The organism is Tannerella forsythia, from assembly GCF_001006485.1.
Taxonomy (GTDB): domain Bacteria; phylum Bacteroidota; class Bacteroidia; order Bacteroidales; family Tannerellaceae; genus Tannerella; species Tannerella forsythia.
Map to the genome: position 1 here is coordinate 1 of NZ_JUET01000043.1, position 14927 is coordinate 14927.

Consider the following 14927-nt stretch of genomic DNA (forward strand, 5'->3'; position numbering starts at 1 on the left):
TAATTTTCCTAACATAATTCGCAGGGTTTTATTCTGTAAAGATACAAATTCCTGCAAATATATGCAACTGTTTTCAATATTATTTTGTTGAATCACAAAATATTAAGCAAATATTAAGGAGCGACTAAGTAATCAAGAATACTAAATTTTGACTTCCTCACTTGAATTGTTTTTCAAGACCAAAGTTCCTTCGCTATCAAGCCATCCTTGTTCATAGGACACCATTGTAATGTCCTTTTCTAAATCCTTGTTGGCTGCAGATGATGCAACAGCCATGAACACGCTCAAAAGAGCTACTGCAAATCTTCTTGTTGCCATATCTATGAGTTTTAATTTTTGTATTACATTGTTTTACACAGCTCCTTGTTCACGACTCTATCCCTGAACAACCGCATGTTAGTGAAGTTGCGTGAGATATTCTGCACAAGTCCCAGATAGTTGTCGCTGCCATCTTCCCATTTGTGGTAGAAGGGCTTTATTGATATACAATTCTCATGCTCAAAGACGGTGTTGAGCAGAGTTCTGTCGGAGTTGCCGCAGGAGTGTCCCATGATCATTACCTGGAATGGAGCTGACATCAGGAACTCCAGCATATCCTTGTAGTGCCTTGTTTCCAGATACTTTACTGACTTCACGTTCTTCAGCAGTTCATTGTCGTTTCTGTCAAGAATGTCCTGATAGTGCTTGTCAAGTTCATCACCATAGCCAAAGATGATATTCTCAGGGTGTTCCAGTTCGCCATGAATGAATTTGTGTTCAAGGTTGAAATTACCGTACATATTGGCAGTTGGTGTGTAATTGAAACTCAGGAGCATGACTCGTCCGGGAAATAGTTTGTTTCTTTCCTCATGATTATATCGCAACTCTGCAATACTCTTTATGTCAAGCCCTATGTCCTCCAATGCTTTCTTTCTCCCTTCCGTTGAGAAATCCTCTGGGTTGAGGGGGGGGGCTATCATGGCATTCCTCAACTCTTCTTTGGGCTGGGGCGTACCAATGCTACGAAGATATTCAATGAGTTTATCCTGTAGGAAAGCTAACTGCTCATTAAGTTCCTTGACTGTATAGCTGCAGTCTTCACCCTGTGTACACTGTTTCAACAATTGGTAGTAGTCGTTCTCAATGTCAACCCAGCCTCTCGTTTCTATTGACTGTATGATTGTTCCGAAGAACGGAGTGCAGTCAATCGTGAATATATCAGGATTATCTTGCATTTCCCTTATCACCTCATAGCCAGAGCACTTTCTGTTTCCACGAAAATCCCTGAAATATGAGTTCTCAAATGCTAACGCATTCCAGCAACTAAGGTTAGAACCATCTTTGAAAATCAAATTGCACAGACAGTCTTCCGACACCTTTGAGGTGTTACCCACAAAAGCATCTACTCGCCTGTCCCAATACCAGTTAATAAAGTCCATATAACTGGTTTTGAGACCATGCGCCATGTCAAATCCGTTTCCTATGATGACAAGTCTGTTCATTTTTCGATATCGCTATTAAGATAATTGGACATTGAGAATTGTTTCTCGATTTTTACAGAAGTCATCGTCCCATACAATTTTCAACTTGATAAATTCATCATGCCCTTCACACAAAGCAATCCTTTCCTCAACACTGTTTGCTGCATTGATTAAATCGTATGGCCCCCAGTTTTGGTGAAAGAAGATTAACCCATCTAATTTATCTTGGTCGAGTATTTCAACTCTTACATTCGATGCGTCAGCAGGGCCTGCATTCACAATCTTAACGATTGAATTTGACTTGCTTCTATACGCATTACACTTAATATCTGCCTGAAGTTCTTTCGCTTCTGCTTTCTGTAACTGGCGAATTTGAAGATCGTTCAAGCGTTTCTCTTGTAACTTCAACTTGCGGTCATGTCGCAAGTATGCAAAAACACCACCAATTATTCCTAAGGCAGAAAGAATCAGTCCGCCCCAATCTTTTACAAATTCAACCCAATCCATATTTACTTTATTTTGATATGTTTATTACCTTTGAAAGCATTCTTAAGCTGGTCTTTGATGTAAGATGCAGCATCTTTCTGCATTTCTTCCTTGACCTCATCAAAGGCTTCTTGGTTGAGTTCTTTCAATTCCTCAATGCCACCAAAGTATTCTCTGTTACAGAATGTACATTTAATGTATGATTTGTCTTCATTGAACTCAAATTGCTCTTCACAACCACATGTGACGCAGCGAAGACGTATCTCATAACTATCTTTAAGTTTATTATTAGTCATTTCTAACATCAGGTGCAAAACAGTTCTCGCGCATCCATTGGATAGCGTTTAACCAACGTTCTTTTGATATTCGCTTCTTCGATTCATGCCAGTTATTCAGCACCTCATTTACGATGTCGGTATCCGTGAAAGTCTTGTTGCTGTTTAGTAAATCCTCCCATGCACCATAGAGCGTGGCAACGATTTCACACCGCTCTGTGTTTTGTGTCTTAAACGTACCAATGATTTTTTCGAATATGGGCAAAATGGCAGAAAAGTATTTATCAAAATACGTTTTATGCTTGCCACGGTTTTGCATTGGCACATATCTGTACCCTTTCTCTGTCCGTCGTACCTCAAACCAATTCTGCTTTTTCAACTGACTATCAATGGAGCGTAGGGCGCGGTTGTCATAAGGACCTGCCGCATCTCGGTGGTAATGCGAGCCGGTTTCTATATGACATAAGCGTTCGGAAAGGAACAGTATTTTCTCCATCTTCACATGTCCAAATGTCGGCTCTTCACATAGCCTATCTGCAATCTCTGCCGCCAAAACACTCCTTCGGAAATGAACATTTGCCGATGTTGTATTAGTCTTGACCGCAGTTTCCACCAGTCTTATTTTACCAGTGAGTAACTGCTGCATCATGCCTTGCTTTATCTGCTCATACTTCGCTTCCTTGGCTTCAAGAGCAGAGATTTCGTTGTCCATCGAGGTGAGGACGGAGGCTATGGCTGATTGCTCTTGTAATGAAGTTGGTGCATATAGCAATACGTTGGTAACTTTTTCCTTATTAAGGTTCTGTACGCTGCTACCTGCCGCCATTGATACATATTGGTTCATAATGGCATCCGAACAAAGGATATAATACAAGAACTGCATATCGTAAGCCTCTTGATAGTCTTGTATAACAAGCCATCCGTCATGAATACAACCATCTATATCTAATATATAAGGTCTTCCAAAACTCATAGAGTTAGAGAGAATAAAGTCACCCTTCTTCACTTGACGAGTTTTAGATAAACCCTCTTTTTTGATTTTCTCAGCAGTTTTACGTAGATACTTATCTTCGGGCTTCACATCACCGATTTTTATCCAATTTAACCCATCTTGACTATCAGTTATATAGTCCTCAATAGGACGTGGTGAACCACCACGAAGAATTGTAGCATCTTCACCCAACTTCTTCTCCACCCATGGCTCGGAGAATCCTTTGAGGCGTTTCTTGCCTGTAAGGAGTTGCTGCATGGCACCTTGCTTAATGGCACGTTTCTTTTCTATCAGTTTATCCAACTCCGAGATTAGGGCATCGACATTAGAAAGTGCTGTGGCTATGCGAGTCTGCTCGGAAATAGGGGGAAGTCCCAATACTAACTTCTCTATGGCTGACCTGTCAAGCCGTGGAATACTTGCGGTACGTACCTCTTTTTTTATATCAAGATGTCTAAAGAGTAATTCATAATAAAGAAAATCTTTACTAATGCCATTAAGATTGGCAAAATAAGCACAATCATCAGCTGCCCAATATCTGACGGGACTTTTTCCTATTAATCCAGCAGAACCACCAACTATTACAAATGGTATGTTAGCTTCTACGTTATACTTACTGTAGAACCCCATGGGATAATCAGTGTTTTGATAAACAGGGTAAATGCCGGTAGGATTCAATATCTGACGTGTAACGCGTACTCCTCTTTTTACAGCACAAATATCCTTGATAAGTTTCACTTTCCAATCCTCAGGAATCCTCCCGACCTCTGTATCTTTGAATCTTGTTTCAATCATTTGGTAATCTCTTTTAACAGGAAGTCTTGTAATGTTTTCTTGTCGGGCAACGAAAGCATATAGGTGGACACAAACAGGTTGTTGTCCATGCCTGCCAAAGCATACTCCACCATCTTGTCGCCTTTGCGAGTGCAAAGCAGTATGCCAACAGGAGGATTGTCACCTGGGTTTATTTCATTCTCCCTGAAATATGAAACGTAGGCATTGAGCTGGCTGAGGTCGGCATGGCGGAACTCGTCGTCTTTCAGTTCGATGATTACATTGCAATGCAATATACGATTATAGAAAACCAAGTCGGCAAAATAGTATTCATCGTCTATAATCATCCGTTTCTGCCGTGCCTCGAAACAAAATCCCTTGCCCATTTCGAGTAGGAAGTCTTGCAGATGCGTTATCAGTGCATTCTCCAAATCGCTTTCCGTGAAGGCTTCTGGGCGCAAGCCAAGAAACTCAAACGAGAATGGATCCCTAATGGTAAGAGTTGGCGATGTGTTAACTTCTGTCCTTTCCAGCAAGAGTTCAGGCTTTTCACTCACTCCTGCACGGAAGTAGAGGTTTGTCGAGATTTGTCTGCGTAGCTCTTTTACACTCCAGCAGCAACGGACACTCTCTGTTTCGTAGAAAAAACGTGCTAAAGAATCATCAACTGTCAACAGCTCAACGATATGGGAAAAGGATAGATTAGACATCAACTTTTCTGCCGGTGTAGTGAATTTATCCGACGCCGTCGGACTTTTCTCCAAAGATTTCTCCGATGCTGTCGGAGAAATTGCAGTCAGGTAGTCTTTTATTTGAGGATAAGTCAAATAGAACTTACGACTATTTGTGAGCAATGTTTCATTGATTCCCCTTTTGTCCACACGCTCAGCCAAACGCTTTAGCAGACGGTCGCCATACGTGGCACGGTCATTGCCATGCTGTTCATACTCCACGATGTAGAATCCGATGACATAGTTTCTTATCGTGGCAAAGCGGTTTATCGCTTTCACGGTTGCCGAATAGGCGGAATCGTGCAACTGCAACACCAGTTCAGACAGATGCTCGAATGAAAACGCCGTCTCATCTGCCCAATTTTCTGGCAAGTTATATAGAACAGTTATTTCTGTATGTTTTGCTTTTCTCTTGTTCATATAAAAATATATTTTACAAGGAGAATCCCATCTCTTTGAGTGAACGAAGTACCTCCTGCTCCAAATCGTTCACTTTGCCCTTGGTTGCGTCCAGTGTCACCTCATAACGCTCGGCAAGGGAGGTTACATCGCTTGTTATTTGGTGTGTGACGTTTTGCATCAAGGCTTCACAAGCACCGACAACACTTGCAAGCCACTTGCGTTCAACCACTAACATCTGTATTTCATCCTCTGTCAGGGCGGCATATTTCGCCACAACTGCCTCAGTGAGTTCGGTTCGCTTCTGCTTCCATTGGGAAACATACCCCTCCTTCTTCGTATATGTAGATTCCCAAAGCTTCAGGATTGCCAAGTCCTCCTTGCTCGTGCCATCAGTCTTTGCATTCTTGATGGCTTTCTTCACATCAGCAATCTTCACATTGACAGGCTTATCGTCTTCGTCATCATAGTTGAAACGGAATACGTCGGTATTCGACTCCACGAGGTAGGACAATTCCTGTTGTAGGCTCTCTATAGAAAACGACAATTTTGCAATCTTAGTGGTCTCGGCAGTGAAGTATTCTGCAAGAACTATGCTGACAGGCACAAGGTCGCAAACAATCTCGTCGTACATGATAGCCTTCTTCTTGTCACCTTTGCCCGACTTCAAGGCTTTTACTTCGGGATATGTCCACCCATCGTTAGCAATCATGTAGCAGTCATCCTGCATCACGTCTGCCCAGTAGTTGAGCAATACATCATAGACTTCGTATGCATCCACCAGTCCACTATGTTCTTTTGCCTTGTCAAGTAACGACTCTGACCATTTGGCAATCAGCTCCATGGGGCGTGCGCCCTGACCGACGGCTTTCATCTGTGGCATAATCTCCGCTTTCCATTTATTCAGAAGTGTTGAAAAGCGACCATTCTGCGAGACGTAAGAAGGATCTTTCTCTATTACCTGAGCGATATCTGCCTTTGCTGGCTTGAGATGATAGTAACCGTTTGCCGTATTGTTGAACAGGCTGACCTTCAATGAAGGACAGGCGTTCCAGTACTCCTGCATCTCGTCCACATCATGGGCAGGAAGGCCGCCATGCAAATGAGCCTCGATGTCATGCTGTATCTCGGTGTCCTTGGGTTGGATGTAACGTGGAATGTTCAAGTTGTAGTCGTTGCGTTCAATCTCGCTCCATTCCACCAGTCGACAATAATGGTCAATGGGTTGCTGTGCATTCCAAGCATCCACAATGCGCTTGATGTCCTGCTCGCGCAGACGGTTCTTTGCACCATCTTTTTTGAAGCCATCCTTTGCATCAATAAAGAAGATTCCCTTGCGGCTATCCTTGTTCTTTTTGTCTATGATGACGATGGAAGCTGGAATGCCTGTGCCAAAGAAAATGTTTGGCGGCAATCCTATGATACCCTTGATATAATGTTGCTTGACTATATGCTTGCGGATGTCGTATTCTGCATTGCCACGGAAAAGAACACCATGTGGCAGAATGCAAGCACCACGTCCTTCATCTGTCTTCATTGATGCAATGAGGTGAAGAAGGAATGCATAGTCACCACACTTGTCAGGTGGCAACAAGTTAGCAGTCCAACGGTTATACTGGTCATTTTCCATGCCCGATGCCAGCCAGTTCTTCATAGAGAAAGGAGGATTGGCTACGCACACATCAAAAGTGCTGACCATGCCATACTGCTTGAATTGTGGGTCGGCCAAAGTGTCACCCACCTTGATGTCGGCACTGCTGATGCCGTGAAGCAGCATGTTCAACTTAGCCAATGCCGCCGTGCTGCTGTCCTTCTCCTGTCCGAAGATAGACACACGGGGATTGCTGGCTTCTGCCAAGGCTCTCAGCAATAGAGAGCCAGAGCCACAGGCGGGGTCATAGATAGTATGCTCGGCACGGTCAAGTTCGTCGATACGAAGTAACTTTGCCATTACACGGCTCACCTCAGCAGGGGTATAAAATTGTCCTTTACTCTTACCGCTCTCGGCGGCAAAGTTCTTCATCAAGTATTCATAAGCATCGCCCAGAAGGTCATCATCAGCAGCACGGTTATGCGAGAAGTCGAGTGCATCATTTTCAAATACGCCGATAAGCTTTGACAAGGTATCAACCATCGTGCGTCCACTGCCCAGTTTTGTGGGGTCGTTGAAGTTAGGCAGCGCAAGGTCACCAATCTGTCGGGCATTCATTTCCTTGATGGCCTCCAGTTTGGTGTTCATCTTCTCGCCAATCTTGTCATCCTGCTTCAGGGCTACAAAGTCCTTGAAACGGCATCCCTCTGGCACTCTAAGACGGAAGCCCGGCTGTCCAACCTTATCTGAAAGATACTTTACAAAGAGGACTATCAGCACGTAGTCCTTATACTGACTGGCATCCATCGAGCCGCGTAGTGCATTGCACGACTCCCAGAGTGCACTGTATAACTGTGATTTCTTTATTGCCATATATTATATTTCAATTATCTGTTATGAATTTTGTGAAGCGAGACGGTAAATCTCATAAATGTCTTGTTCGCTGAACGATGGGAACATTGCTTGCAGGTCGTCACGCAAGTCCCAACTGGCATTGCTGTCGGGATCTTGCCAGTTAGCCCCTGCATTGCGGTAGATGAAGTCATCTATCTTCTTGATGATTTCTATCACCTCGCTGTCATCTGCAGGAGCATTCCATGCTGCACGGTTGTTCCATAAAGCCTTGCGACGCTTGTTATTAAGGCCTTCTGGCACCTCACTGCCATGCTTGATAGCTTTGATATGCTCAATGAGTGCCTTGATTCTCTCTTTGGCGGTAGCATTGCTTTCCCTCAGTTGGTCAAGCAAAGCCTGCAACCTCTCGCTGAAAGCCCTTTGTTCCTCCTGGTCACCACTGTTCCAGTCGGTATTGACACGGCGAGCCTTACCCTCAATGACTTCAGCAGCTCCATTGGCATTACCACCTGCTTGACGGATGGCTTCATCAGCAGCCTTGTCTGTGTCGGTAGCATCATTGATAAGGTCGAGGAAAGAGAAGTCGGCAGAAGCTTCCACTAACGTCTCAGCATCTTCCGCACGGATATGCTGGTCAAGAAGTTGACGCATATCGGGGTCAAGAGTGCGTGGATCGAAGTCATCACCTGACTTCTGGCGCACCTTGCGCTGTATGGTTCCAGCCTCACGGGAGAGTGAGGCAAAGCGTTCTATCTGTTTTGGCGTGAAGTCTGTCTGTCTGAAATAGTCGGATATGTTGTTATATGTCGCAACCATACCACCTGTTATACTATACATGAGGTTTCGGCGGCATTGTGCAGGGGTTTCACCTTTCTGTTCGGTCACGTAGTAGTCCGCAAGTAATTCTAACTCTGTCAAGCCTTTGCTTTCCCAAATAGCTTTCAGCCCTTCATAGGCTTCTGTTGCAGCCTTCAGTTTTTCCTTGCATTTGTTGACTGCACTATCGAGCAGTCCTTCCACGTCAACATCATCAAGACCAGAGAAACCTTCACCATCGTTGAACTTAACAACGGCATCCTCAATACTGTCGAACAAGTTCTTGAAGCTGATGATACGGCCAAATTCCTTGTGTGTCCTGACAATTACGTTGCCTTCCTCGTCCTTGATGTCCTCGCCAAGGCGGTTCACACGGCATACTGCCTGGAACAATGTATGGTCTTTAATATCATTATCAATGTAGAGGACTGTAGCACATGGGGCATCAAATCCTGTGAGCAACTTGTTTACAACAATGAGTAGTTTCATCTGAGCTGGACGCTTGATGAAGAGATTCTTAGCCCATTTCTCATAGTCATCAGCGTTGTTGATACCATCGCCAGCATCCTTGAATGACTGCTTTGCCCAATCATATTTGAACTTAGCCTCCGTTTCTTTGCTGGTATCAGCCGAATCATTGGCAATGTCGCTATCCATCGGGTCGTAGCTCGTTACCACAGCAACACGTCTTCTAAGCTGGGTGTTACTGCTGTCTTGTGTAAAGAATTTGTAGTAGCGGTAAGCCTGATAGATGGAACCGGCAACCAACATGGCGTTGCTCCAGTCGTGCTGCAACAAGCCAAATCCTATATCATCGAGGATGCTGTACCCAATTCGCTCAATGCGTTCCTTCGTCGAATAGACTTTTTCCAAGGTTGCCCAGCGGTCTTCTACCATCCTTCGTTGCTCGTCGGTCAGTTCACGCCCAGTTGTCAAAGCAGCCAGTTTCTGGTCAACTTTCTGTCTGTTGATAAGTTGCTGTTCTACGTTGCGATATTCATATTGCAGGTCAAGGACAACCTTGTCTTCCACAGCTTGTTTGTGTAAATACTTGTGGATATACGGGCCAAAGGTACGTTCTGACATGCTCTTGATGCGGTTAAACATATCACCTTTGTCTTTTTTCAAGAGAGGTGTGCCTGTGAAACCGATGAGCATAATCTCTTTACCCATGATAGTTCGCATGGCTTCATGAAGCCGACCACTCTGTGTACGGTGGCATTCATCGACAAAGACAAAGATATTGTCACCCTTAACACTGAAATTGTTGCCATATTTCTGTGCAATGATAGCTTGCAGTTCATCAAGGTATTCGTCTAAACTTACCTTTGTACCAGATTCGTCTTTCTCTGCTTCATCCTCAGAACCGTTTGCACCGAACTTGTGGATGAGTGAGCAGATGAGCCATTCCTCACCTTTATTAAGTGTGTCGAGAAGGTCGCTACTGGAAGTGGCTCGATGAAGCGTGTTGCCTCCCTTTATAAAGGTTCCAGCCAACTGTAAATCGAGTTCCTTACGGTCAGTGATGACCACAACACGAGGATTCTCATAATTACGACGTATATATGAAGCCAGTGCTACCATTGTAAGGCTTTTTCCAGAACCTTGCGAATGCCAAATAACTCCACTCTCTTTCTTTGGCATACGTGCGGCTGCTGCCTTGATGGCATATATCTGATGCGGTCGAAGCACTTTCTTGATACCGCCGTCGTTCAACACGCCATAGCGGAAGAAGAACATGAAATTCTCTTTGTTGAAAAACATGCTATAAGATTCCTGTTCTGTGAGGATATCGCCCAACTTGGTAGTATCACGTTTCCACTTGCACCAGAACTTCAAAGGTGTGCCTATCGTTCCATAACGGAACTCCACTCCGTCGTTGGAGGCGATGGTGAACTGGATTGTTGTAAAGAAAGAAGGGATGAAGTCTCGCTCGTTTGACAGGTGTTGCTTGATGCCCTCTTCATAGTTGACAAGGCTGCGTTTCAGCTCGATGACAGCTAAGGCGATGCCGTTCACATAGACAACAATATCAGGACGCTTGTTTTTTCCCAACAATGGGTCTATATAACTAACTTCTTCGGCTATGGCAAAATTGTTGTTGCTATAGTCGTCAAAGTCGAAGAACATCACATCCTCATGATTGAATTCTGGATCTGGTTGAGATTTTATGCCGGACATCAAGACATCATACAAGTCTGTGTTACATTGCATCAGGCCGCTCATCTTGGCATTTCCAAGTCTGGCTTTGCTTTTTAGCTGAAATAGGACATCTTCTATCTGCCGTTCCGTGTATTTCGGCGTTTTGTCCTTTTTCTTCTGGGCTTTCAGGTATAACCGAACCTCATCATCAAGGATGGGAGAGTTTTGCTTGCCCAAACTGTTGACTGTCTCGCCTTTGGCATACTGCCAATTACCGAGATATTTATAATGAAGTTCGTCAACAAAACGCTTGACGAGCTTATTCTGATAATCTCTTTCCCTTTGTTCTTGATACGTTGCCATAGTCTTATAGGGGGAATTCATTTAATTGTTCTTTTATCTTTTGCCATCCTGGGAGGTAAGTCCCAAGGATATGCCTGAATTTATCTGTATGATTTTGCTCAATGAGATGAGTCAGCTCATGGGCAACCACATATTCAATGCAGTTCAATGGTTTCTTGGCCAGCTGAAGATTGAACATTATCTTACCAGTGTCTTTGTGGCATTTCCCCCAACTTGACTGCATCTGCTGAACTGTCCACTCGGCAACTTTGACACCGAGGATGTTTTCCCATTTAGCCACATACAACTCTATTGTTGGAGTTATTTGTTCTTTGTACCAGTTCCAAAGGATATTTGCGATATTTTCCTTTGTGGTACGTTCATAGACATAAACATTTATGTAGTCTCCTTGAATTTCTACATGAAAGGTACAGGTATTGTCTCTTATAACCTTTAGGCGATACAGTTCACCTTTGTAGTAATGGGCTTCGCCAGACACATATTCACGTTCATTTTGGAATGTGTACGATGTCGTCTCTTTACGTTTTTGGACCAGCCATATCCATTTCTTTAGGACAAAGAGCTTAATCTGCTCATCAGTGTATGACTGTGGAGCAGACACATGAACCCTTCCATCGGGTGGATAGACCGCCAAATGGAGGTTCTTAATGGGCTTACGCTCAACTTCTATATCAACACCATTGACTACCATGCCTTACTTTGATTCTTGCGACAACAAATAAGATTTGTACTCGCGAACTATCAATTCTCTAATATCAACTTCAAGCAAGTCTGCAATCTTCAAAAGGCTTGGAAGGTCAGGCTGAGAAGAATTGGTACACCATTTTGAGACAGTGGAAGGGGTTACTCCCATCTGTTCTGATAGCCATTTGTTTGTGCGTTTCTTTTCAACTAATACCAACTTGATACGATTTACATCTTCCATATATCTCAGTTTAATGCCACAAAGGTAGTGAAATTATTTCACTTTCTCATAATCTTACACAAAATATTAAACCAAATTGCTTAATTTTATATTTTTCATCTTCTTTGTTATCTTTGAATTGCTTATTTAAAGCGGTAATGTTATTACTGGTATTCTAAAACATAAAATTTCCACATCCCAAAGATTACCTGTCTGGTGACACATAAACATTGGTACGATTGACTAGGCAAACAGCCATCAACATAAAGTTGACAGCCGTTTTTTCATTCAGAGTTGTCTTGAATTATTAACTGACATTGTAACACGGCTACTTAGCGCATCCGAATGAGGAATTTTCCCACACATATCTCTGCCAGCCAAAGCCAAATGCTTCCGCCCCAAAGGAGAGACCCTGCGAGTGCAAGTGCCACCCAAATTGATATTTTGTATCTCAGTTTCATCTTGTCTGATTTTTTTGATTTTATGCGGATTTCAGAGGTGAGGGAGTTGAGTTTCCATTTTCTTTTTACCTGCTTCTCGCATATCCGACATTTTTTATGCGTCTTTCCGTCGGGTCGGTCGTTTTCGTTTCAGGGGCGTAAAAAGTAGGTGATAAATATCATAAGTTCGTTGACACTTTTGTATCATAAGTTCGTTTACATCTAAGTGTGTAAATTATATCATAAGTTCGTTGACGGTTTAATTACCAATTTGTATCACGAGTTCGTTTACCCGAACTTAAAAAGTTCTTTGACCCACTGTTTACATTAATTGTTTATAGTAAAAAAACTATGAACAATAAAGAAGAAGAAGAAATTTTAAGAAAACAAGCCATTGTCCTTCACTTGCAAGGCCTGTCTGTACAGGAAATAAGTTCACAATTGAATCGCAGTCGTCAATGGGTGTACAAATGGATTAAACGGCATTCGGCATCACCGGAGAAAGAGAATTGGCATCAGGCCCATTCCAATGCCCCAAAGAATATTAGAAACCGCATTCCTAATGAAACGGAAACGGCCATTATCAACATCCGCAAGGAACTTGAGTCAAACCCTTACCATCAGAACGGAGCCGTCAATATCTTTTACAAGTTGAATGAGGCGGGGATAAAACCACCCTCTACGGCCACCATCAACCGGGTCATCAAACGCAACGGACTGCAAAACAAATCACGCGGCAAGATGCGGAAAAACGCAGAATATCCGTCAAGTTTCATTAATGTACAACAAATGGATTTAATCGGTCCTTGCTACCTGAAAGGTGGATTTAAATTTTACTTTTACTCGATAATGGATGTGGAAACCCACCATGCGGAAGTTTATCCGGTCAAAAACAAATCGGCGAAAAGCATTGTTCCCTGCCTGATAGATTTTTGGGAGAATTTTCAGTTACCCGATTTTTTGCAAATGGACAACGAGCTTTCTTTCAGGGGAAGCAACAAACATCCCAGGAGTTTGGGGCTATTGCTTAAAGTGACACTTTCGTACGGAGTTACGCCCGTTTTCATTCCTCCGGCAGAGCCTTGGCGAAATGGCGTTATTGAGAAGTTTAATCACAACGTGGAGAAACGCTTTTTTGCTTCACGCATTTTTTCCGGTTTTGAGGAAATCAAAGATGAAGCTGCAACTTTCAGTAACTTCCACAACGCCAATCACCGCTATGGGTGCATCCGGAACCGAACTCCGAATCAAGTGACTGATCCGCCTGAAAAACGATGGAAACTATCACGGAAAATTGACTTGAATGCCAAAATTCCTGTCGAGGAAGGTTCCCTGATTTTTATCCGCTTTATACGAAGCGATTTAAAATTACATATCCTTGATGCTGTTTTCATCGTAAACGAGGAATTGAAATATTCGTATGTTATGGCTGAAATCATCTTGGATAAATTTGTTCTGGTGGTTTCTCGAAACCATATAATATTTCATTATTTCCCCTTTGCTATGAATCTTCCAAAGTAAACAATATGTCAACGAACTCCTGATATTTTAGACGCCCTAATGGGCGGCCAACCCCATGGGGTTGTAAACGAACTGCTGATACAGTTCCCGGATTAAGATGTCAACGAACTGCTGACACACTTTTGTCGCTTAAAAATGTCAACGAACTGCTGATACATAACAGTTAATTGTTATGCCGGGTTGTCTGAACACGAATTTCGCAAATGGCGCGAATCAACGCAAATAACCCCCTTTGTCATTCCGAACACCTCCTCTTGTCATTCCGAACACCGTGAGGAATCTCGCGGGATAACGGAAGGAGATTCTTCGCTTCGCTCTGAATGACAAATTAATGGTTAATTGTCAATGGTTAATTGTTATGCGTGGTTATCCGAACGCGAATTTCGCAAATGGCGCGAATGGACGCAAATAATCCCCTTTGTCATTCCGAACACCTCCTCTTGTCATTCCGAACGTAGTGAGGAATCTCGCGGAGTAAAAGGAAGAGATTCTTCGCTTCGCTCTGAATGACAAATTAATGGTTAATTGTCAATGGTTAATTGTTATGCGTGGTTATCCGAACGCGAATTTCGCAAATGGCGCGAATCAACGCAAATAACCCCCTTTGTCATTCCGAACACAGTGAGGAATCCCGCCCCGGTAAAGGGAAGAGATTCTTCGCTTCGCTCTGAATGACAAATTAATGGTTAATTGTCAATTGTTAATTGTTATGCGTGGTTATCCGAACGCGAATTTCGCAAATGGCGCGAATCAACGCAAATAATCCCCTTTGTCATTCCGAACACCTCCTCTTGTCATTCCGAACGTAGTGAGGAATCTCGCGGAGTAAAGGAAAAGAGATTCTTCGCTTCGCTCTGAATGACAAATTAATGGTTAATGGTTAATTGTTAATTGTCAATTGTTATGCCGGGTACACGGTATCCGAACGCGGAGGGACATCCCCCCCCAGCCCCCCTTCAAAGGGGGGAAGAGCGAAGCGAAGCGTTGGGAAAACAGGCAACCTCTCAGCGGAGGGCTGAAAGCCTGAATGAATATGGATTTAGACGCCGCCTTTGTCATTCCGAACATAGTGAGGAATCTCGCGGGGTAAAAGGAAGAGATTCTTCGCTTCGCTCTGAATGACAAATTAATGGTTAATTGTCAATGGTTAATTGTTATGCGTGGTTATCCGAACGCGAA

Annotated in this window: 11 protein-coding genes; 1 reads left to right on the plus strand and 10 read right to left on the minus strand. The window is 43.3% G+C overall.

Features of this window, described 5'->3' with window-relative positions; all coding sequences use genetic code 11:
* Positions 1 to 141: 141 nt before the first annotated feature.
* From Tanf_RS15015 to Tanf_RS01945, 10 genes are read right to left on the minus strand one after another with little or no spacing between them, the layout of a single operon-like run.
* Entirely contained in the window at positions 142 to 318 is a 177-nt protein-coding gene (locus Tanf_RS15015; protein ID WP_161794931.1) for a hypothetical protein, read from the minus strand.
* Positions 319 to 341: 23 nt separating this feature from the next.
* Positions 342 to 1481, minus strand: a complete 1140-nt coding sequence (locus Tanf_RS01905; protein ID WP_046824705.1) for an AbiH family protein — start codon at positions 1479 to 1481, stop codon at positions 342 to 344.
* 15 nt (positions 1482 to 1496) lie between these two features.
* Complete coding sequence (locus Tanf_RS01910; protein ID WP_046824706.1) at positions 1497 to 1967, minus strand: hypothetical protein; 471 nt, start codon at positions 1965 to 1967, stop codon at positions 1497 to 1499.
* 2 nt (positions 1968 to 1969) lie between these two features.
* The gene (locus tag Tanf_RS01915; protein ID WP_236684360.1) at positions 1970 to 2242 is read right to left on the minus strand and encodes a hypothetical protein; all 273 of its coding nucleotides are present in this window, start codon (positions 2240 to 2242) and stop codon (positions 1970 to 1972) included.
* Positions 2235 to 4007, minus strand: coding sequence for a restriction endonuclease subunit S (locus Tanf_RS01920; RefSeq protein ID WP_046824708.1), 1773 nt, complete (start codon positions 4005 to 4007; stop codon positions 2235 to 2237). Before Tanf_RS01920 ends, Tanf_RS01915 begins: the two co-directional genes overlap by 8 nt.
* Positions 4004 to 5137, minus strand: a complete 1134-nt coding sequence (locus Tanf_RS01925) for a PDDEXK nuclease domain-containing protein (RefSeq protein ID WP_176729594.1) — start codon at positions 5135 to 5137, stop codon at positions 4004 to 4006. Before Tanf_RS01925 ends, Tanf_RS01920 begins: the two co-directional genes overlap by 4 nt.
* Before the next feature lie 13 nt (positions 5138 to 5150).
* Positions 5151 to 7580, minus strand: a complete 2430-nt coding sequence (locus Tanf_RS01930) for a type I restriction-modification system subunit M (RefSeq protein WP_046824709.1) — start codon at positions 7578 to 7580, stop codon at positions 5151 to 5153.
* Positions 7581 to 7601: 21 nt separating this feature from the next.
* Positions 7602 to 10883 (minus strand): type I restriction endonuclease subunit R, encoded by a 3282-nt coding sequence (locus Tanf_RS01935; RefSeq protein ID WP_236684361.1) that lies wholly within the window; start codon positions 10881 to 10883, stop codon positions 7602 to 7604.
* Between the two features lie 4 nt (positions 10884 to 10887).
* Entirely contained in the window at positions 10888 to 11574 is a 687-nt protein-coding gene (locus tag Tanf_RS01940) for a M48 family metallopeptidase (protein ID WP_021583672.1), read from the minus strand.
* A gap of 3 nt (positions 11575 to 11577) precedes the next feature.
* Positions 11578 to 11808: a helix-turn-helix transcriptional regulator gene (locus tag Tanf_RS01945; protein WP_009347059.1), complete on the minus strand. Its 231-nt coding sequence runs from the start codon at positions 11806 to 11808 to the stop codon at positions 11578 to 11580.
* A 770-nt stretch (positions 11809 to 12578) separates the two neighbouring features.
* Here Tanf_RS01945 and Tanf_RS01950 point away from each other — a divergent pair.
* Positions 12579 to 13748: a helix-turn-helix domain-containing protein gene (locus Tanf_RS01950; RefSeq protein ID WP_046824711.1), complete on the plus strand. Its 1170-nt coding sequence runs from the start codon at positions 12579 to 12581 to the stop codon at positions 13746 to 13748.
* Positions 13749 to 14927: the final 1179 nt, after the last annotated feature.